Source organism: Sphingobium terrigena (assembly GCF_003591655.1).
Classification (GTDB): domain Bacteria; phylum Pseudomonadota; class Alphaproteobacteria; order Sphingomonadales; family Sphingomonadaceae; genus Sphingobium; species Sphingobium terrigena.
Window position 1 is genome coordinate 96,241 of sequence record NZ_QVRA01000004.1, and the last position, 20,094, is coordinate 116,334.

Annotated in this window: 16 protein-coding genes; 8 read left to right on the top strand and 8 right to left on the bottom strand. The window is 63.2% G+C overall.

Annotated features, from left to right (window positions below; translation table 11 throughout):
• The first annotated feature begins 22 nt into the window (after positions 1-22).
• Genes D0Z70_RS05925 through D0Z70_RS05945 form a run of 5 tightly spaced genes read left to right on the top strand, consistent with a single transcriptional unit; the run spans position 23 to position 4,693 of the window.
• Positions 23-1,507, top strand: a complete 1,485-nt coding sequence (locus tag D0Z70_RS05925) for an aldehyde dehydrogenase family protein (RefSeq protein WP_119744532.1) — start codon at positions 23-25, stop codon at positions 1,505-1,507.
• Positions 1,504-2,304, top strand: a complete 801-nt coding sequence (locus D0Z70_RS05930) for a carboxymuconolactone decarboxylase family protein (protein ID WP_239018822.1) — start codon at positions 1,504-1,506, stop codon at positions 2,302-2,304. The genes D0Z70_RS05925 and D0Z70_RS05930 overlap by 4 nt, the downstream gene beginning before the upstream one ends.
• Positions 2,301-3,059, top strand: coding sequence for an SDR family NAD(P)-dependent oxidoreductase (locus D0Z70_RS05935; RefSeq protein WP_119744533.1), 759 nt, complete (start codon positions 2,301-2,303; stop codon positions 3,057-3,059). The genes D0Z70_RS05930 and D0Z70_RS05935 overlap by 4 nt, the downstream gene beginning before the upstream one ends.
• A gap of 19 nt (positions 3,060-3,078) precedes the next feature.
• Positions 3,079-3,885, top strand: a complete 807-nt coding sequence (locus D0Z70_RS05940) for an NAD(P)-dependent oxidoreductase (RefSeq protein ID WP_119744534.1) — start codon at positions 3,079-3,081, stop codon at positions 3,883-3,885.
• Positions 3,886-3,907: 22 nt separating this feature from the next.
• A complete protein-coding gene (locus D0Z70_RS05945) occupies positions 3,908-4,693 on the top strand; it encodes an SDR family oxidoreductase (protein WP_119744535.1) in 786 nt (261 codons plus the stop codon).
• Positions 4,694-5,130: 437 nt separating this feature from the next.
• Here the strand turns inward: D0Z70_RS05945 and D0Z70_RS24850 are convergent, their stop codons facing one another.
• Positions 5,131-5,364 (bottom strand): hypothetical protein, encoded by a 234-nt coding sequence (locus D0Z70_RS24850; RefSeq protein ID WP_182913871.1) that lies wholly within the window; start codon positions 5,362-5,364, stop codon positions 5,131-5,133.
• Here D0Z70_RS24850 and glpD point away from each other — a divergent pair.
• Together glpD and glpK are read left to right on the top strand one after the other, a co-directional pair.
• On the top strand, positions 5,363-6,814 hold the full coding sequence (gene glpD / locus D0Z70_RS05955; protein WP_239018823.1) for a glycerol-3-phosphate dehydrogenase: 1,452 nt from the start codon (positions 5,363-5,365) through the stop codon (positions 6,812-6,814). The genes D0Z70_RS24850 and glpD overlap by 2 nt on opposite strands.
• Positions 6,811-8,346 carry a glycerol kinase GlpK gene (glpK, locus tag D0Z70_RS05960; protein ID WP_239018824.1) on the top strand — a complete coding sequence of 512 codons (1,536 nt, stop codon included), beginning with the start codon at positions 6,811-6,813 and terminating at the stop codon, positions 8,344-8,346. The genes glpD and glpK overlap by 4 nt, the downstream gene beginning before the upstream one ends.
• A gap of 214 nt (positions 8,347-8,560) precedes the next feature.
• On the opposite strand, the gene D0Z70_RS05965 is transcribed toward glpK, so the two are convergent.
• A complete protein-coding gene (locus D0Z70_RS05965; protein ID WP_239018825.1) occupies positions 8,561-11,227 on the bottom strand; it encodes a TonB-dependent receptor in 2,667 nt (888 codons plus the stop codon).
• 14 nt (positions 11,228-11,241) lie between these two features.
• Positions 11,242-11,667: a hypothetical protein gene (locus tag D0Z70_RS24575; RefSeq protein ID WP_147418743.1), complete on the bottom strand. Its 426-nt coding sequence runs from the start codon at positions 11,665-11,667 to the stop codon at positions 11,242-11,244.
• A gap of 170 nt (positions 11,668-11,837) precedes the next feature.
• Here D0Z70_RS24575 and D0Z70_RS05970 point away from each other — a divergent pair, with 170 nt between their 5' ends.
• The gene (locus D0Z70_RS05970) at positions 11,838-12,743 is read left to right on the top strand and encodes an ROK family protein (protein ID WP_119744659.1); all 906 of its coding nucleotides are present in this window, start codon (positions 11,838-11,840) and stop codon (positions 12,741-12,743) included.
• 9 nt (positions 12,744-12,752) lie between these two features.
• Here the strand turns inward: D0Z70_RS05970 and nagE are convergent, their stop codons facing one another.
• The 5 genes from nagE to D0Z70_RS05995 form a co-directional block, all read right to left on the bottom strand.
• A complete protein-coding gene (nagE, locus tag D0Z70_RS05975; protein WP_119744538.1) occupies positions 12,753-14,447 on the bottom strand; it encodes an N-acetylglucosamine-specific PTS transporter subunit IIBC in 1,695 nt (564 codons plus the stop codon).
• Positions 14,444-16,948: a phosphoenolpyruvate--protein phosphotransferase gene (gene ptsP, locus D0Z70_RS05980; RefSeq protein WP_119744660.1), complete on the bottom strand. Its 2,505-nt coding sequence runs from the start codon at positions 16,946-16,948 to the stop codon at positions 14,444-14,446. Before ptsP ends, nagE begins: the two co-directional genes overlap by 4 nt.
• Positions 16,949-17,010: 62 nt before the next feature.
• Entirely contained in the window at positions 17,011-18,141 is a 1,131-nt protein-coding gene (nagA, locus tag D0Z70_RS05985) for an N-acetylglucosamine-6-phosphate deacetylase (RefSeq protein ID WP_119744539.1), read from the bottom strand.
• Positions 18,138-19,181 (bottom strand): SIS domain-containing protein, encoded by a 1,044-nt coding sequence (locus D0Z70_RS05990; protein ID WP_182913859.1) that lies wholly within the window; start codon positions 19,179-19,181, stop codon positions 18,138-18,140. Before D0Z70_RS05990 ends, nagA begins: the two co-directional genes overlap by 4 nt.
• Positions 19,182-19,209: 28 nt before the next feature.
• Positions 19,210-19,950: a GntR family transcriptional regulator gene (locus D0Z70_RS05995; RefSeq protein WP_119744541.1), complete on the bottom strand. Its 741-nt coding sequence runs from the start codon at positions 19,948-19,950 to the stop codon at positions 19,210-19,212.
• Positions 19,951-20,094 lie beyond the last annotated feature (144 nt).

Here is a 20,094-nt window from a genome sequence, read left to right on the forward strand (position 1 = left end):
GATGGCGCAACAGGAGGGATGAATGGCATTTACCCAACCCGCGCTCGATCTGCTGCCGCGCCACCCCATATTGATCGGCGACCGCAGGGCAGAGGCAGGCGGCGGCGCAATCCACGACCATATCTATCCCGCCACCGGCCAGATCACGCGCAGCCTGCAACTGGGCAATGCCGATGATGTCGATGCGGCGGTCAAGGCAGCCAGGGCTGCACTGCCGGGCTGGCGCGCGCTGGCAGGGGACAAACGCCGCGACCTGATGTTCAGGGCGGCTGCCCTGTTCGAGCAGACGATGATGGAGCTGGCCACGCTCAGCGTCATCGAAAATGGCTCGATCATGCGGGCCGCGCCTTTCGTCGCAGTGGATGCGGCACAGAAATTCCGCTATTTTGGTGGTTGGGCCGACAAGATTCAGGGGTGCACCGTGCCGACCTGGGGCGGTCCCGCCCATGATTATGTCGCCTATGAACCCTATGGCGTGGTTGGCGCGATCGTGCCGTGGAATGGCCCGCTGTTCGCTGCGACGATGGTGCTGGCCCCGGCGCTGGCGGCGGGCAATTGCATCGTCCTCAAGGCACCCGAACTTGCCCCATGGGCCGTCATGCGGCTGGGCGAATTGCTGTTGGAGGCGGGCTTCCCCGCCGGGGTCATCAACGTCGTCGCCGGTGGCGCGGATGTCGGGGCGGCAATGGTCGCGCATCCCGGCATCGACAAGATCCAGTTCGTGGGCAGCGGTGCGACGGCCAAGACGGTGCTGCGCAACGCGGCCGAAACGCTCAAGCCCTGCGGCCTGGAATTGGGCGGCAAGTCGGCGGTGATCGTCTTTGCCGACGCTGATCTTCAGGAAGCGGCCCGGCGTGGTCTGTCCGGTGGAGTAAGCGCCAATGGCCAGGGTTGCGTTAACGGCACGCGCCTGCTGGTCCAGCGGCCGATCTACGAACAATATCTCCAGATGCTGGGTGCCATGGCGGCGCATGTTCTCGTCGGCGACCCGTTCGACAAGACGGTGGTGCTTGGCCCTGTCATCTCCCTGCCAGCCTTGCATCGCATCGCTGGGATGATCGACGCGGCCAAGGCGAACGGCGCGCGTGTCGTTGCCGGTGGCACGCGGCTGGAGGGCGATCATGCCGAAGGCTATTTCCTGCCACTGACGATCCTGGCCGATGTCAGCCCTGACGATCACATCGCCCGTGAGGAGATATTCGGCCCGGTCCTGACCGTCACGCCCTTCGATAGCGAGGAAGAGGCGATAGCGATCGCCAATGACAGCGATTTCGGGCTGGGTGGTTATATTCACACGCAAAATCTGCGCCGCGCCCATCATGTCGCAAGCCAGCTCGACGCCGGGCAAATTCAGGTCAATGCGTCGGGCGAAGCCATGACCCCCTGCGTCCCGTTCGGCGGGATGAAGCAGAGCGGCTATGGCCGTCTGGGCGGAGAAGCGGGTCTGCACGAATTTCTGCGGATCAAGAATGTTTACGTCAATCTGACGCCCCCGGCGGTGGCATGATGACCCTGCTCGATCCGCAGCAGCGCACCGCGCGCGGCCTGGCATTGCAGGCGGAGATACTCGATTTGCGAGCGCCGGAAGCGGCGACGCTCTATGACCAGTCATGGCGCGATTTCATCTTTGCCGAAGTCTGGTCGCGCGACGCCCTCGACCGCCGCTCACGCTATCTGATCGCGCTGGCGAGTGCCGCCAATACCGGCCATCGCGCCATGGCGACGGCCTATGCGCGCGGGGCGCTTAAAAATGGCGATCTGACGCTGGCCGAACTGCGCGAAGCCGCAACCCATGCCGCCATCTATTGCGGCTGGAGCGCGGGCGCATTGTTTGATGAAGCGGTCAGCACCGCTGCCGACGCACTGGGCCTGCCCCCTGCCGACGTGCCGCCGATCCGGGCCGAACCATGGCAGCATGATGCGCGGATGGCGGACGGCATGGCTGCCTTCATCGACGTCATGACCTTTGGCGGGCCGCCCGCGAAAACCGCCTATTTTGAGGCCGGGATCAATGGCTATGTCTTTGGCGAAATATGGAACCGACCCGGCCTGGACCAGCGAGCGCGCCGCTGGATCACGCTGGTCGGGGTCTGCGATTCAGCCGCCTACACGCCGATCCACACCCATATCTACGCCGCGATGAAGAGCGGCAATACAACCCAAAGCGAGATGTTCGAATTCATCCTGCAATACGCCATCCACGCCGGCTGGCCCAAGGCATCGGTCGCGCAGGGCGCAGTCATCGAACAAGGCGCGCAGGTCGCCAAGGGGCTGGCCTTTGGCGCAAAGGAGACAGACGCATGACCCCTCCATCCATGGTGGACAAGGTGGCGCTAGTCACTGGCGCGGCCTCCGGCCTCGGCCGGGCAACCGCGATCGCGCTGGCCCGTGCCGGTGCCAGCGTCTGCATCGTCGATGTCAATGCGCAGGGGTTGGCCGACACCGCCGGGGAGATCGCGGCGATCGGCGGCGTGGCCCACATCCATAGCGCCGACCTGTCGCAACCCGACAATTGCGGCGCAGCCGTCGCGACGACGCTGAGCGCCTTCGGTCGGCTCGATGCGCTGTGCAATGTCGCGGGTGTCATCAAGTTCGCGCACACGCCGGACATGGCCGCGCGCGACTATATGCTGACGATGGCGGTCAATCTCCACGCCCCCTTCTTCCTGTGCCAGGCGGCTATCCCGCACCTGCTCGACCAGGATGGCGCGATCGTCAATGTGACTTCATCCGCCGCCTTTGTCGGGGAGGCCTATCTCGCCGCCTATTGCGCCAGCAAGGCCGGGCTGACCCATATGACCAAGGCGCTGGCGATGGAATATATGCACCAGCCGATCCGCATCAACGCGGTCGCGCCGGGCGGCATGATGACCGGCATCGTCACCGGATTGACCATGCCGGACAATATCGACCCGTCGCTGATCGCCCGTTTTTCCGGTCTACGCGGTCTGGTTGAGGTGGACGAGGTCGCCCAGACGATCGCCTGGCTCGCCTCGCCCGGGGCGCAGGGCTTTCACGGCGCCTGCATCAACATCGACCGTGGCATCACCGCAGGGTGAAAAGGGGGAGGATAGCGGAATGACGATCGGTTTCATTGGTCTGGGCAGTCAGGGCGGCCCGATGGCGCAGCGCCTGATCGAGGCGGGCCATCCGGTGATGCTATGGGCGCGTCGCCCCGAAAGCCTGGCCCCCTATCACGATAGCGGTGCAACCTTTGCCGACAGCGTGACCGCGCTGGGGGCGGCGTGCGCCATCGTTGCGGTCTGCGTGGTGGATGATGCCGGGGTAGAGGCGATCTGTGCCGATCTGATCCCGGCCATGGCATCCGGCGGCGTCATCATCATCCATTCAACCATCCATCCCCGCACCTGCACCCGCCTTGCCGATCAGGCCGCTGCGCGCGGCATCAGCCTGGTCGATGCACCCGTCAGCGGTGGTGGCGGCGGCGCGGCAGCCGGAACGCTCACCGTGATGCTGGGCGGCGATGCCGATGTTGTGGCGAAGATCACCCCCTTGTTGCGCGCCTTTGCCGGGACGATCGTCCATCTGGGCGATGTCGGTGCCGGACAAAATGCCAAGCTCATCAACAATGCATTGATGGCTGCCCATATGGCGCTGGCGCATAATGCGCTCGAAGCGGCGGATGCGATCGGCGTCGATCGCGCGGCACTGGCCGAGCTGGTCAAGGTCAGCAGCGGGCGCAGCTTCGGCTTCGACGTTTATGCCCGCCAACCCAGTGTCGGTGCCTTCGCTCATGGCGCCAAATTGCTCGCCAAGGATGTCGCGCTGCTTGGCGAGGTGATGGGCGACGCGCCGTCCTTTGCCGTGCTGCGCGACACCGCCCGCCCCTATCTCGATCTGGTCGCGCACAGCGCTGCCGCATGACCCTTTATTCGCAGGAGCCTTTATGCCCTTTTCCATCGACCAGTTCCGTCTGGACGGCAAAGTCGCTATCGTCACCGGCGCGGGCGGGCGTGGTAACAGCATCGGTCGCGCCTATGCGACAGGCCTTGCCGCCGCGGGTGCCGCCATCGTCGTTGCCGACATCAATCTGGCAGGCGCGCAGGCTATCGCTGACGAAATCATTGCAGCGGGTGGCCGGGCCATCGCCGCCGGGGTCGATATCACCCAGGACGATCAGGTTGCAGCCATGGCGGCGGCTGCGCAGGATGCCTTTGGCGGCGTTGATATATTGGTCAACAACGCTGCGCTGATGCTGGAACTGGGACAGTTGAATGTCGCCGAAGTGCCGTTCGACCAGTGGGACAAGATCATGGCCGTCAACGTCACCGGTGCGCTGCGCTGTGCACAGGCGGTGATCCCGTCCATGCGGGCGCGCGGCGGCGGCCGGATCATCAATCAGGTGTCGGGCGGGGCTTTCCCTGCCGTGTCCATTTATGGCGTCAGCAAGCTGGCGCTGACCGGCCTTACCACCACCATGGCCAAGCAGTTGGGCCGGGACGGCATCACGGCCAACGCGATCGCGCCGGGCAATGTCACCAGCGAAGCGGGCGCGAAGCTGGTGCCCGAAGGCTCTCCCTTCGCGCAATATCTGGCGATGAGCGTCTGTACCCGCGCCAGTGGCGCACCCGATGAACTGGTCGGTGCGCTGCTATTGCTCTGTTCGCAGGCCGGTGCCTGGATCACCGGGCAGACGCTGCATGTTGATGGCGGCTGGGTGCTGCGCCCCTGACTGCCGCCCGTGATCAGTGCGGCTTTGCCGGTGACATGGCGCACAGATGATTTGTATGACGCTGCGTGGGCTGCATGTCGATTTTGTCGTGGAAGAGGCGGCCTGAAAAATAGGATTTCGGGCGCTTAACTTCGCATATTTCCCGGCAAATGCGACATTATGATACGCCATCGGGACATTTTGTGTCGCGGAACTTCGCTAACTTCGTCCATATCCTCTATGGTGAATTCTGGCATGATAGGAGGAACGACAGCGCATGATGCGCTGCCGGGGATGGTGTGCGGACGATGGGAAGGAGCCATTGCCGGGCCTAGCAGAATAGGGGCATGTAGGACAGGATGGGGGATGGGCTTGCTACAGGCACCAGCGTCGATCCCCCTCTTCCAACTTCGCCTAACCCGCTGCGCGGCTAAGGCTTGCCCTTCATATCCACTCCTTCAATTGTTGCGGACAAGCAGAGCCGCCGCGGCGGGCGGGATCAAAAGCAAAATATGAAATCCACCTATCGACCCGGTGGCAGGGATATAAAAGGCTGCGTGTTCCGAAGCGAAGTCTATGGCAAGAAGCGGACTGACGATCGCGCTGGCATAGATATAAAGGAGAGCTGCACCGCCATGGACACAGGGTTGACGCCGCACCGGACGCATGGCGATGAAGCCCGCCCCCTCCATGCCTGAGCCATATGACCTTCTGATCGTTGGTGGCGGCGTGAACGGCACTGCGATTGCCAGAGCCGCTGCGGTCGCGGGCAAGCGCGTGTTGCTGGTCGAGCAGGGCGATCTGGCGCAGGGGACATCGTCTGCTTCCACCAAGCTGATGCATGGCGGGCTGCGCTATCTGGAATATCATGAGTATAAGCTGGTGCGCGAAGCGCTGGCCGAGCGGGCGGTCATGTTGCGCACCGCGCCGCACATCGTCTGGCCGCTGGAGTTTCGCCTGCCCCATATGCCATCGATGCGGCCCTGGCCGATCGTGCGGATGGGCTTGTGGCTCTATGATCTGTTTGCTTGGGGCGGCGGCCTGCCCCGTTCGCGCGGCATCCGGCTGGATGATCCGGCGCTGGTGCAGAATGGCGGGCGAGGGTTCAGTTACTGGGACGGCTGGGTCGATGACGCCAGGCTGGTGGTGCTGAACGCCATGGACGCAGCGGAAGCCGGGGCGGAAATCCGCACCCGCACCCGGCTGGAATCGGCGCAGCGGCAGGCGGAGCAATGGACGGTGACGCTGCGCGACGCGACGGGCGTGCATCAGGTTGCGGCGCGCACCATCGTCAATGCCGCCGGGCCATGGGTGGAGCAAGTGCTGCACGGTCGGCTGGGGCAGAATGACAGCAGTCCTATCCGGCTGGTGCGGGGCAGTCATATCGTCGTGAAGCGGTGCCTGGCGGGCGACCATGCCTGGCTGCTCCAGCAAGCCGATGGCCGGATCGTCTTTGCCATCCCTTATTTGGACGATTTCACCCTGATCGGCACGACCGAAGTGACGGTGAACGACCCGACCGACACCGTGATTGCGCCCGCCGAGATCGCCTATCTGCTGGACGCGGCCAACCGCTATCTGCGCACGCCGCTCCGCGAGGACGCCATCGTCGGCAGCTATGGCGGTATCCGTCCGCTGGTGGATGACGGGACGCAGGCCGCCAGTGCGGTCAGTCGCGACTATCGGCTGGAACTGGACCGCAAGGGCGCGCCGTTGCTGAGTGTGTTCGGCGGCAAGATCACGACCGCGCGGCATCTGGCCCAGGCGGCGCTGGAGCGGCTGGGGATAGAAGGCGGCGACACGCGCAACCGCGCGCTGCCCGGTGGTGACATTAGGGATTTCGGGGCGCTCCTCGCTAGCGTTCGGGAACGCTGGCCGTTTCTTGACGAACCTGTCGCGCGGCGCATGGCCCATGCCTATGGCAGCCGGATCGACACGCTTCTGGTCAATGCCCGCACAGCCGATGATCTCGGCACGGATTTCGGCGCGGGATTGCGGGCGCGGGAGGTCGATTATCTGATCCGCCACGAATGGGCGCGCAGTGCCGACGACATACTCTGGCGGCGGACCAAGTTGGGCTATTATCTTGACCCCGCGCAGGTTGAGCGGCTGGGCCACTATATCCGTGAGACCATCGCATGAGCATCGTCGCCATCGACCAGGGCACCACCTCCTCCCGCGCGATCCGTTTCGATGCGGACGCGGCGATTGAGGCGAGCGCCAGCCGCAACCTGCCGCAACAGTATCCCCATCCCGGCTGGGTCGAGCAGGACCCGGAGCATATCTGGCAGGGGGCGATCGCAACGCTGCGCGAGGTGCTGACCGATGATGTCGCCGCGATCGGCATCACCAACCAGCGCGAGACGATCCTGCTATGGGACCGCGCTACGGCCAAGCCGCTGCACAATGCCATCGTCTGGCAGGACCGCCGCACCGCCGACCGCTGCGCCGCGCTGCTGGCCGATGGGATGGAGCCGATGGTACGGGCCAGAACCGGGCTGCTGCTCGATCCCTATTTCTCGGCGACCAAATTGGGCTGGCTGCTGGACACCATCCCCGGCGCGCGAGCGCGGGCCGAGCGGGGCGAACTGGCGGCGGGGACCGTGGACAGTTTCCTGCTGTGGCGACTGACCGGCGGGCGGGTCCATGCGACCGACCTGACCAACGCCAGCCGGACCCTGCTCTACAATATCATGACCGAGCAGTGGGACGATGATCTGCTGCGCCTCTTCGCCATTCCCCGCGCATTGCTGCCGGACGTCCATGCCAACGCGCATATCTTCGGCATGACAGATCCGGCGATTACGGGCCGTGCCATCCCGATTGCGGGCATGGCGGGGGATCAGCAGGCTGCGCTGATCGGTCAGCGCTGTTTTGCGCCGGGGCAGATCAAATCGACCTATGGCACCGGCTGCTTCCTGCTCTCCAACATCGGCACCGTGCCGACCCTGTCGGACAAGCGGCTGCTGACCACCATCGGCTATCGCATCGGGCAGGAGCGCGCCTATGCGATGGAAGGGTCGATCTTCATCGCGGGTGCGGCGATCAAATGGCTGCGCGACACGATGGGTATCATTACCAGTGCGGAGGATAGCGCCCGGCTGGCCGCGTCCGTCCCCGCCGATCATGGCGTTCACCTGATCCCCGCCTTTGTCGGGCTGGGCGCGCCGCACTGGCGGACCGATGTGCGGGCCTCGATCACCGGGCTGACGCTCGATACCGGCCCGGCGCATATCGTCCGCGCCGCGCTGGAGGCGGTCGCGTTCCAGACCTGCGACCTGGTCGAGGCGATGGCGGGTGATGGCGTCGCCCCGCCCGCCATGCTGCGCATCGATGGCGGCATGGCGACCAATGACTGGTTCGCGCAATTTCTGGCCGACATGATGGGATTGCCGGTCGAACGCCCGGCCAATCATGAAAGCACGGCGCTGGGCGCGGCCTTTCTGGCGGGCATTACCGTCGGCCTGTGGCCCGATCTGATAGCGCTCGACCGGCTACCGCGCGCGACACGATCCTTCATTCCTGCCAACGCTGCCGCAGATCGGGCAGCATCGCTGCGACACTGGCGAAAGGTCGTGCAACAGGCGCTGGCGACCGGCGACGATCGGGCCGGACGATGTGCTGGCGGTGATCAAGCGACCCATTTGGCCCTCCAGACTGTCGCTGCATCATAGCATATTCAACGCGTTTCCAAACAGTCTGGGTCGGTGCGAGACAGATTGTTCGGCCTGCGCTGAACATATAGGCAAGCATTGGATCATACGCATCCCGGCATGGTTCAGCTATGCCGACCGGGCAGCTGGCCCCGGTAACAAATGCGGATCGGCGTACAAAAAGAACCCGCCCCTCCAATGGAGGGACGGGTCAAATCGGCACATCTGGAGGGGATTAGAAGCGGACGCTGACGCTGGTCGAGAAAACGCGTCCGTTCTTGTAGATCGACGTCGGTGCCGACGGCGTCGAGCTATATTGATAATAGGTTTCGTCGAGCAGATTGGAGGCCGTCGCGGTCAACTGGATCGCTTCCGAGATCGCATAGGAAATCTGCGCATCCACCTGACGATAGGCGGCGGTATAATCCTGCGACTGCTGGCGACCGAAGCGGTAGAAATATTTGGACCGGCGATTGTAGCTGACACGCGCCTGGATCGGGCCGCTTTCGAAATAGGGCGAGATCTGGAAAGTGCTGCGCGACAGATAGGGCAGGCCATTGGCGAAAGGCGTTTCGGCGTCGGCAAATGTGTAGCTTGCCTGGAGGCCGAAACCCGCGATCAAATTCGCATTGCCCGACAGAGAGAAGCCGGTGACCTTCGCCTTGCCGCCATTGACCGGACGCGAGATCGAATAGTCCAGCGTCTGGCCGGTCACCGGATTGGTGAAGGTCACGCCATCTTCCACCGCGTTACCGACATAGTTGGAAATGTCGCGGTAAAAGAGTTCGGCCGCCAGGAAGCTGCCTGGTGCGAAATACCATTCGGCGGACAAGCCGTAATTGGTCGCGGCATAGGGTTTGAGATCCGGGTTGCCACCACCGCCAGACCGGGTCGCATCGTCCAGAGAGATGGATCCAGCAAGGTCGGAATAGCGGGGACGGGCCATGACCTTTGCCGCAGCAGCGCGCAACACTACCTGATCGCCCGCATCATAAATGAGGTTGATCGAGGGAAGGAAACGATCGTCGCTGTTGGAAACGCGGGTCAGTTCATAGATGCCGTTGCTCTGAACATAGAAGTTGGAGACGTCCTTGGTGTGAACGAAGCGGACGCCGACATTGCCGCGCAGCTTGCCAGCCTCGAAATTGGCCTGGACATAGGCAGCGCCGATCTTTTCATCGACCTTGAAATATTCATTTTTCGCCAGGCCCCGGTCGATCTGCACAGTGCCATATTCATCAAGTGCGGCAATGATGCCGTCCTTGTCCAGCGTGGCATAGGGCGTGCCGTTTCCGGTTGTGCCAAGCCCCTTGTAGAGATCCTTGTCGAGGACGTAGTAATCGAGATCGCCCAGCGTGAAATTCCGGTTGGTGAATACGGCGTTGCTGAAGGTCGTGTTGCTGTTGGAATGATCGGCAAAACGTGCGCCGAACAGCAGGTGGGTAATCGGTCCCCAGCTGACGTCACGCTTGAAATTCAGTTCGCCGAATTTTTCGTCATCCTTGGTGAAGCCCGACTGGAGCGGAATGCCGCCAATCTGCCGACCGAAAAAGGCTACGCCGCCATTGGCTGCCTGATCCGAAGGGCTGAGATTTTCACCACCAACGGCGGTGAAGTTGCTGAGCCATTTGGTCGGATCGCTGGCCGCTGAGTCCCAATCGACGATCGTGTTTTTGCCATTGGCACCAGCGGTAAAGCCCTGCTTGGTACGGAAATCGAGCAGATATTCCGGGTCCTTGCCGCCGGTAGCCTTGGTATAGCCGGCGTTGCCGGTGATCAGCCAGCCTTCCGGCTGCCAGTCGAGCATGGCGGAATATGTGTCATTCTTGACGCGCGTGCGGCGAAAGTTGGTGTCGAGCTGACCCGTGGCCCCGTTCGTGCCGTCCGGGATGCCAGCGAAGGTCGCAGACGTCACGATGCCGTTGGAGGATTGCGCGCTCACCATGCGCGAACCTTCAAAGCCATAGGTGTACATCGAGTTGGACACATTGTCATAATTGCCGCGAATGATCAGCGCGGTGCCCGTCAGGGTCAGGTTGTCGGCCGGGCGGAACTGGACAGCGCCATTGAAGCCGATGCGTTCACGCTCCTGCTTGAAGAACTCGCGGGCCAGGAAGGACGCATAACGGGCGTCGCTGAACGCGGTACGTTCGGCATCGGTCAGGTCGGAGATCCGCTTGCCGTTGACGAGGGCGCTGGAATTCGCGTTATCGAGCAAAGCGGCACCCGTGCGATACCAGTAGGATGCGACGCCTGCCCGGCTCAGCTGCTCCTTGTCATAATTGACGGCCGCCAGGACACCGAAGGTTTCGTCCTGGTTCTTCCAGCTGTAAAGCGCCGACCCGCGCAGGCTGCCCCGGCTGGCGCGGTCATTATATTCATAGCCGCCGTTGAAGCGGAAGGTGTTGGCGTCCAGATCCAGCGGCTTGCGCGTGACGACATCGACGCTGGCACCGATCGCGCCTTCCTGAAGGCGGGCTTCCGGCGTCTTGTAGACGATCGCCTGGCTGACGATGGCCGGGGCCAGCAACGAATAGTTGAAGGTGCGGCTGGACCGGTCGGACGGGTTGCCACCCCAGTCGGCAGATGCCACCGAATGACCGTCGATGGTCAGGCGGTTGAGCGCTGGTTCGACGCCGGCAATGGACAGTTGTTCGCCTTCGCCAAATTGACGGTCGACGGTCACGCCGGGCAGGCGCGCCAGCGAATCTGCAATATTGCTGTCGGGGAATTTGCCGACATCTTCCGCGCTGATGACATCGACGATAGAGTTCGCCTTGCGCTTGATCTCGATCGCGTCGCGCAAGCTGGCGCGATATCCGGTGACGACGATTTCGCTCTCGCTGCCGGACGCGGCGGCGACGTCGGCCTGCTGCGCGGCGGCGGCGAGGGGAAGCGCCACAAGTGCGCTGGTTGTCAGAAACGCGATATGTCGCAAAGCCATGAACAATTCCCCCTAATACGGTGCCACGCACCGACGACTCCCCGGCCAATTTGCTGGCCTGCTGATTTCACCAAAAGGGCACATTGGACATGTGATGATAACCAAACCCACCCTTTGGTTATTTCCATGTTATATTCAGATTTCGCAAAATCTACACAAAAATGACATTGGCGCACTATGGTCCGCAACATCCGGCATAAATTGCTGAATTTTTGGATATAAAAATTGCTTTTTCCTGCCTGGGAAGCCGCTGCGCCTTGAAATTCGACCGCTACAATTGAGTCTGGAATGTCGAAACTCGACATATGGCGAGTCGAGGAAAGGCGCAGCAATTTAGCCGTGCGCCAGCCTCTTTCTGTGCTGTTTTGTACATCGAATGACTGAGCGAGCTGCGTCAAGGACAAGGTTCGTGTTGCGATAATACCAATTCTCGCATTATGAGGACATGATCTGTGGATCGCGCGTCCGACATAAGCCATCCGGTTCGAATTTCGTGCCTGCGCATGGGCCAGAATGACCGCAACGAGCGATAAGGAATTGCAGGGAGATGAAGGTGACCAATCCGGCCATAGTCGCAGGCGTAGAATTGGGCGGAACGAAGGTCGTGGTCGTGCGCGCGCAGGGCAAGAACATCATGGATCTTCGCACCATCCCTACCAGGGAGGTTGCGACGACATTGGGGTCCGTGCTGGATATATTGCGCGCGTGGCATGGGGAAACGCCCTTTGCGGCGATGGGTATCGGCAGCTTTGGCCCGTTGCGGCTGGACCGACAGGCTCCTGATTTCGGTATCATGCTGCCCACTCCGAAACCCGGCTGGGCCGGGGCCGACATCTATGCGACGTTGACCGAACCTTTCGATTGTCCAGCCGCCATCGATACAGACGTCAATGGCGCAGCCTTGGCCGAATTGCGCTGGGGTGCGGGGGCGCAAGGTGCCGTGCCATCGGACAGCCTATGCTATATCACCATCGGCACAGGTGTCGGCGGCGGTTTCGCCTTTAACGGCCGTACCGTCCATGGCGCGCTGCATCCAGAAATTGGTCATATACAGGTTCGGCGTGCGCCGGGCGACGAGTTTCCTGGCGTCTGCCCTTTTCATGGCGACTGTATCGAAGGGCTGGTGTCCGGCCCCGCGCTCGCCCAGCGCTTCGGCGCGCCCGGCCACAGCATCGCGTCCGACGACCCGCGCTGGGATTTTGTGGCCAGCGACATTGCCCAGATGGTCACCACGATCCTGATGAACGTAGCGGCCCGTCAGGTGCTGATCGGTGGCGGGGTCGGCATGGGCCGGACCGACCTGCTGGACCGGGTGCGCGCAAAGGTGGTGGCGCTGGCGGGCGGCTATCTGCCCTATATTGACGAGGCGAGCATCGCATCGGTGGTCAGCGCGCCGTTACTGGGCGACCGGGCCGGGCCGCTGGGGACGGTGGCGCTGGCGCTGGGCGCGCTCGACGGGATCAGGATCGACTGATCCCTTTTCCTAGCGCGTCAACCCCTGGCCGATGATGTGCAGCGTCCGATCATCGATATGGGCGACACCATGTACATCGGCGATCGTCCAGAGGCTTCCGACATTCACGGCGCGATTGAGGACGATCCGCAGCCGTCCTGCCACCAGGCGTGTGTCGGCAATGGCGTCGACACCGCCCAGTGCCGCAATGATGTCGGCCCGCGCCTCGACAGATGACGATGGGGGCGAGGTTGCCGGGATGGGCGCGGAGGTGCGCGGTGCCGCGCCCTGGGCAGCAGCCAGGCGGATTTCTTCCGAAACCTGGTCGGCGATCGGGCCGATGATCACCTGCACCGATTGCGCCGAAGGACGCAATATTGCGACCGCACCCAGCGCCTTGAGCGCAGCATCGTTCACAAGCCCCTGATCCTGGACGATCAGGCGAAGCCGCGTCGTGCAGGCACCGATGGTCTGCAGATTGGCGCTACCGCCCAGAGCGGCCAGATAGGCTGCGCCGCGAGCGTCAGTTTGCGTGACAGTTTCGGGTTGGGTTTCGACCGGTTGTCGTCCAGGCGTGGCGAGGTTGAAGCGGCGAATGGCGAACGCGAAAATGCCGTAATAGATGAGGAAATAGGCAATCCCCACCGGCAACAACAGCCAGGGCCGGGTCGCGCGTCCGAAATTGAGCAGATAATCGAACAGGCCAGCGGAAAATCCGAAACCCAGCCGGACACCCAGAAGGTCCATGACTACCATTGATATGCCGGTCAGCACCGCATGGATGGCGTACAGCAATGGCGCCAGAAACATGAAGCTGAATTCGATCGGCTCCGTCACGCCAGTCAGAAAGGATGTGAGCGCCAGGCTGAGCAACATGCCGCCAACCGCCTTCTTCTGGTCCGGCAGCGCCGCGCGATACATGGCGAGGCAGGCGGCGGGCAGGCCGAACATCATGACGGGGAAAAATCCCGCCATGAATGCGCCAGCATGGGGATCTCCGGCAAAGAAGCGCCGCAAATCGCCCGTCGTGCCGTTGAAATCGCCCAGCACGAACCAGGCCACATTGTTAAGGATATGATGCAGCCCGGTGACGAGCAGCAGGCGGTTGAGGATACCGAAACCGAACAGGCCCAGATGGCCCGAAGCGACCAGTCCGCGGCTGGCGATATCCAGACCGGCGTCCAGCAGCGCATAGCTGCCGCCAACCAGCAAGGCGAGGCCAACCCCCGCTGCCCCTGCGACGATCGGCACGAAACGGCGGCCACCGAAGAAGGACAGAAAGGCAGGGACGCTGATCGTGGCATAACGGTTGTAGAGCGTGCCGCCGATGAGGCCCGACACAATCCCGACGGGGACGTCGAGGCGCGCAAAGGCCTTCGCCTTCCACGCCTGCGCGACAGTGTCCGCCAGCGCGTCGGCCAGACCGGCGGTCACATCCAAGGGCACCTGGAGCAGGGCGCGGCCGCCGTGCATCGTCACAAGATAGCAGACGACCCCAGCCAGTGCCGCGGCCCCATTGCCGTCGCGGGCGATGCCCGTCGCCACACCGATCGCGAACAACAGACCAAGGCTGGAAAAGAGCGCATCGCCCGCCGCCGCCAATAGGGGAATGCCGAGCAGGTCGGGCTGCCCCAGTCGCAGCAGCAAGCCGGCGATCGGCAAGACGGCGATCGGCAACATCAAGGCGCGGCCAATCGGCTGGAGCGATCCGACAATCCTTCTCATTGCGACAGACCTTCCTCAAAACGACGCGCCAGCGCGCGCACCTGCGCCGGGGATTCCAGTTGCAGCGCCGCTTCTGCGTGGAGGCGACACTCGGCGATCGACAGTCGGCGCACCAGCGCCTTGAGATCCGGTACGAAATGGGGCGCTGCCGACAATTCGGTGACGCCAAGGCCCAGCAGCAGCGGGATTGCAAGACGGTCCGAAGCCAGGCCGCCGCAGACGCCGACCCAGCGCTTATGGCCACGCGCGCCCGCTGCCGTCAGGGCGATCAAACCCAGCACAGCCGGATGGAGACCATCCACGCCAGCGGCGACCGCCGGATTGCCGCGATCCATCGCCAGCGCATATTGGGTCAGGTCGTTGGTGCCGATCGAGAGGAAATCGGCATGGCGCGCCAGCATCGCCGCCGTCACCGCCGCAGCGGGGGTTTCAACCATGACGCCGACCTCGATCCGATGGCCGATCGCCATTTCCCGACACAGGATATCGACCCGCTGACGGACCGCCAGCAGTTCATCGACGCTGGCGACCATCGGCACCATGATGCGGCACTGGCCATATGGCACGACGGACAGGATAGCGCGCAATTGCTGGTCCAATATGTCCGGCCTTGCCAGACTGACGCGGATCCCGCGCAAGCCCAGCGCCGGATTTTCCTCCGCCGCCATCGGCAGGTAGCTGGCGGGCTTATCGCCACCAATATCGAGTAGACGGATGATCAGTGGCCGCCCATCCAGCTTCGCCGCGATTTGGCCGTAAAGGGTGGCCTGTTCCTGCACATCGGGGGCAGCGTCCCGATCAAGGAACAGGAATTCGGTGCGCAGCAGGCCTGATCCTTCAGCCCCGTGCGCCATGGCGATTTCTGCGTCGGCCAGCGACCCGAGATTGGCGAATGCCTCGATCCGCACGCCGTCGCGGCTGACGCAGGATTGGGTGGCGTTGGCCACGGCAGCGCTGCGGGCCTGCGCCCGGCGGGCCACTTTCTCTTTGGCGTCAGCCCATATGGGCGGCAGGGGATCAGCGTGAAGCAGACCGTCATCAGCATCGAGAATGAGCCGTGTTCCGTCGGCCACAGCGGACAATGGATCGCCGATCGCGACCAGCATGGGAATGCCCTTGCTGGCGGCGAGGATGGCGACATGGGAGGTGGGGCCGCCCCGCGCCAGCGCGATCCCGACGACATGGGCGTCCAGCGCCATGACCTGCGACGGCACCATTTCGTCGGCGAGCAGGACCGTGTCGGGCGGGAAGGACAGGGAGTCTGCGGGGCTGCCGGTCAATAGCTGCAATAGCCGTCGCTCAAGATCGAGCAGGTCGTCGGCGCGTTCGGCAAAGCGAGCGTCACCCATGGCCCGCATCGATGCCGCCATGTCGCGGCAGGCGTGACGCCAGGCATGGCCGGCATCGCGGCCCATATCGATGTGCGCGGCGGCACCCTGTTGCAGCGCCGGATCATCCAGAAAGGCAAGGTGGGCGCGACGGATCGCCGCATCGGCTGCTGGCCCGTCCGACTGCGCCAAGGCTTGTCTCGCCGTGTCGATCGCGGCGGTGAGACGGGCTCGTTCCGCCTCTACCCCCGCCCCGTCGACAGGCACGTCGATATCCGCGACATGGAGCCAGCGGGCGGTGCCAATGCAATAGCCCGGCGCGGCCAACGTGCCGCCCATCGCTCCGTCTGGCAGCATGCGGCGCTGCGGCTCGATCAAAGAGGGCGATGGGGACACCTCCCCCCCTTCGACCTCATTCATCCCGCCTTCGATCAGCGCCCGTATCGCGGCAACAGCATCCGTAGCATCTTCACCCGTTGCCACGACGTCGATCCGGTCGTTCAGGCGGATGCCCAATTGCAACAGGCTGATCGGCGAACGGGTTGAGGCCTCACACCCGTCCTTGACCAGCCAGCTGGCCGCTACGAACGTCCGGGCCGTCTCTCCGATACGCGCGGCGGGGCGGGCGTGGATGCCGTGGACCATCGGGACTGTGACAGTTGCCATGGCTCGCTTGTCGCCATTTATCTCCGGGACGAGCGCAATGGCGGCTTCGACCGGCTCCAAATATAAGATGCCTTCGCCGACGCCGACAATTTGTCCGGTCACGCGCCGCTGGATGCGGAAACGGTCCGCATTGGTGATGATGACGGGCGTGATCAAGGATGGCACCGCCTGGGCGACGGCATCCAGGTCGAACCGGATGAGCGGCTGGCCGCGCATGACCATATCCCCGACAGCGACCAGCGGATCAAAGCCCTGCCCGTCCAGCGCGACGGTATCAATGCCAAGGTGCATCAGCACCTCCACGCCGCCATCGCCACGCAGGGTCACCGCATGGCCGCTGCTATGCAGGGTCAGGACTTCGCCATCGCATGGGGCATGAAGCAATCCGGCAAGCGGCTCGATAGCGATGCCATCGCCCAGCATCCGTGCGGAAAAGACGGCATCAGGCACATCGTCCATGACCGTGGCCCAACCATGCAGCGGCGATGTAAGGATGATCGATCCCATTGCGTTCCCTTCATCCCGGCGATTCGCCGGGCACCAAAATTCGCCGTCCGCAGCCTTCACCCTTAAAAAATGCGCTGGCCGCCAATCCATGTGCCGCGCACGCGAAGATCCCGGTCCAGCCAGACGAAATCAGCGCGGTGGTTGGGTTCCAGCACACCGATGCGATCCGACAGGCCGAGGAAAGCGGCAGGATTGACGGTGGCCATCGCGACCGCGTCTTCGAGCGGCACGCCAAGCTGATGCGTGTTTCGCACCGCCTGTGCCATGTCCAAGTCAGAGCCGGCGAGCGTTCCTTCTTCATTGACGCACACGCCATCTTGAACCCGGATATTTTCGCCATTCAGGACGAAGCTCTTGTCGTCGGACCCGACGGTTGGCATCGCATCGGTCACGAGCATGAACCGGTCACGCGGACGCGCCGCCAGCGCCACGCGGATCGCGGCGGGATGGACATGAGCGCCGTCCACGATCAGACCGCAATAAAGCGTTTCATCCTCCAGAACGGCACCAACGACGCCCGGTTCGCGATGATGCAGCGGCGACATGGCGTTGAACAGATGTGTGACGCCCCGCGCGCCCGCATCAATCACAGCGCGGGTCTGCGCATAAGTGGCATCGCTATGGCCGATGCAGACAATGACCCCGGCGCGGACCAATGCGTCGATCGCGGACGGATCATTGCTCTCCGGCGCCAGCGTCACCATGACAATGCCGCGTCTGGGCTGCGTGAGCAGAGCGACCGCTTCGTCGTCCAAGGGCCGGAAATGCGCCGAATCATGGATGCCGCGCCGGGCATCTGACAGGAATGGCCCTTCAACATGGATGCCCACCACGCCCGGCACGCCAGCCTCGATCGCCTGATCGACGACATCAAGCGCCAGCGCCACATCTTCCAGCGGCGCACTGATCAGGGTCGGCAGAAAGGCCGTGGTGCCAAATCGCGCATGGGCTTCCCCAATGCGCCGGATGCCCGCCACGTCGATCCGCTCGTTGAACAGAACGCCGCCACCGCCATTGACCTGCGTATCGATGAAGCCGGGAACGATATAGCCGCCCTCCAGATCAATATCGGTTGATCGAGCGCCGCCGGGCACGACTTCGCTGATCAACTGCCCATTAATGTGAAGCGCCGCGCCGTCGAGCCTGTTCCGCCCCGTCAATATGCAGCCATTGTGAAATCCCGTGATGCTCATCGGGTTTCCGTGACCTTGCGCAGATAGGGCGGCTGATCAGGGTCCAGCCCGCGTGCGCGCGCCAGCCTTTCCGCGGCGGCATAGAAGGACTGGATCAGGAGGATCGGTTCCAGCAGGGCATGGCTCGTGAGTGTCGGCAGCGCGCTGGATGTGCCAGCCCGGCAATCGGCGAGCAGCACGTCCGCCCCACGATCGGCAAATTCGGTGGCGGCGGCCCGCACATCATCGCCGGACATATCCGACGTGGCGAAGGCGATCACCGGAAATCCCTCTTCAATGATCGCCATCGGGCCATGGCGCACCTCAGCACTGGAAAAACCTTCAGCGTGCAGTCCGCAGGTTTCCTTGAGCTTGAGCGCTGCCTCCTGCGCGATCGACAGGCCATAGCCCCGCCCGATGATGAACAGATTGCTGGCATTTGCCAATGCACCGACCAGCGGTGTCCAGTCCAGTTCATAGGCCATGTCGAGCAGGGTCGGCAGCCGGTCAAGGGCGTCGCGCAGGCGCGCGTCATCGCTCCACCATCCCGCGATCGCGGCCAGGCCGGCCATGGACGCAATGAAGGATTTGGTCGCAGCAACCGATGTTTCCGCGCCAGCGCACAGCGGGAGCAGGTAATCCGCCATCGTCGCCAGCGGCGAGCTTTCGTCATTGACGAGCGCGACCACATAGGCGCCTGCCGCCTTGTAGCGTTCGACCGTCGACAGCAGGTCGGGGCTGCGACCCGACTGGGAAATGGCGATCAGCAAAGCGTCGGTTTGCTGAAACTCGGTCGAAAAGACCGAGGTTACGGACGGTGCCGCAGACGCGACCGGCAAGCCCAGCAAGGTTTCGATGAGATATTTGCCATAGGTCGCCGCATGATCGGACGATCCACGCGCGCAGGTGATGACCAATTTGGGCGGGCTGGAACGCAGACGTTCGGACAGTGCATCCAGCGCCTTGCCATTGCGAAGGAGAAAGCGCGCGACAGACTCGCCACCCTCGCCTGCTTCCAGCCACATCGCGGATCGCCCCGATTGCAGCTCTACGTTGGACATCAAACCCCCTGACGCGCGGCCCGCCGCGCTAAGTTGCGTTGAGTTCGGCAACGACGTCATAGGCGTCGCCCCGATAATAGGATTGTGTGAATTCAACGGCTTCCCCGTCGGCGAGAAAACCCCGCCTTTCGATGAACAGCCCAGCATGACCCGTTTCGACACCCAGTCGCTTGCACTGTTCCAGCGGAAAATGCATCGCGCGCAGGCGCTGCAACGCCCGCACGGGACGGTTGCCGACGGCTTCGAGCGCGGCATAGAGTGACTCGCCGACCGCATCGATACCGGGCAGGCAGCGCCCGACAATGGTGGAATATTCGATCGCCATCGGCACATCGTCGGCAAAGCGCATACGCTGGAACCGGTAAACCTGCGTGCCAGGCGACAGGCCCAGCGACAGCGATTCTTCGGGGGTTACAAGGCCGACCGACTTCATCAGCCATTCGCTGCTGGGCCGCCGCCCTCGTGCGACCATATCCTCCGAGAAAGAGGATAGTTTGGAAAAGCTTTTTTCGACGCGGGCAGCCACAAATGTCCCCGCACCGCGACGACGCACAACCAGCCCCTCCTGGGCCAGTCCGTCAATCGCCTTGCGCACCGTGATGCGCGAAACGCCATATTCGACGGCCAGGTCCCGCTCGGCCGGTATCAGATCATCCTGCACCAGGACGCGCGTTTCGATCGCTTGGCGGACGAGCTGTTGCAACTGAAGATAGAGCGGAATCCGCAGCTCTTCCCGCAACTGCCCGACCCGGTCGGAAAAAGACGCCATAATACCCCCTACAAAAGTCGATATCCCAATCGGGTGACCGTAGTGGAGGGTTGAATCATGCACAACTCCGACTTAGGTCATTCATTGGTATTGTTCAAGTCCTATTTTTTGCCAATTGGCCTGAGGGGCTATTGTGGATGGAAG

Excerpts from the sequence above, each read along its gene's own strand:
- D0Z70_RS05945 (WP_119744535.1), top strand. The coding sequence starts at position 3,908 with ATGCCCTTTTCCATCGACCAGTTCCGTCTGGACGGCAAAGTCGCTATC.
- ptsP (WP_119744660.1), bottom strand. The coding sequence starts at position 16,948 with ATGGGATCGATCATCCTTACATCGCCGCTGCATGGTTGGGCCACGGTC.
- nagE (WP_119744538.1), bottom strand. The coding sequence starts at position 14,447 with ATGAGAAGGATTGTCGGATCGCTCCAGCCGATTGGCCGCGCCTTGATG.
- D0Z70_RS05990 (WP_182913859.1), bottom strand. The coding sequence starts at position 19,181 with ATGTCCAACGTAGAGCTGCAATCGGGGCGATCCGCGATGTGGCTGGAA.
- D0Z70_RS05940 (WP_119744534.1), top strand. The coding sequence starts at position 3,079 with ATGACGATCGGTTTCATTGGTCTGGGCAGTCAGGGCGGCCCGATGGCG.
- nagA (WP_119744539.1), bottom strand. The coding sequence starts at position 18,141 with ATGAGCATCACGGGATTTCACAATGGCTGCATATTGACGGGGCGGAAC.
- glpK (WP_239018824.1), top strand. The coding sequence starts at position 6,811 with ATGAGCATCGTCGCCATCGACCAGGGCACCACCTCCTCCCGCGCGATC.
- D0Z70_RS05995 (WP_119744541.1), bottom strand. The coding sequence starts at position 19,950 with ATGGCGTCTTTTTCCGACCGGGTCGGGCAGTTGCGGGAAGAGCTGCGG.
- D0Z70_RS24850 (WP_182913871.1), bottom strand. The coding sequence starts at position 5,364 with ATGGAGGGGGCGGGCTTCATCGCCATGCGTCCGGTGCGGCGTCAACCC.
- D0Z70_RS05930 (WP_239018822.1), top strand. The coding sequence starts at position 1,504 with ATGATGACCCTGCTCGATCCGCAGCAGCGCACCGCGCGCGGCCTGGCA.
- D0Z70_RS05925 (WP_119744532.1), top strand. The coding sequence starts at position 23 with ATGGCATTTACCCAACCCGCGCTCGATCTGCTGCCGCGCCACCCCATA.
- glpD (WP_239018823.1), top strand. The coding sequence starts at position 5,363 with ATGCCTGAGCCATATGACCTTCTGATCGTTGGTGGCGGCGTGAACGGC.
- D0Z70_RS05935 (WP_119744533.1), top strand. The coding sequence starts at position 2,301 with ATGACCCCTCCATCCATGGTGGACAAGGTGGCGCTAGTCACTGGCGCG.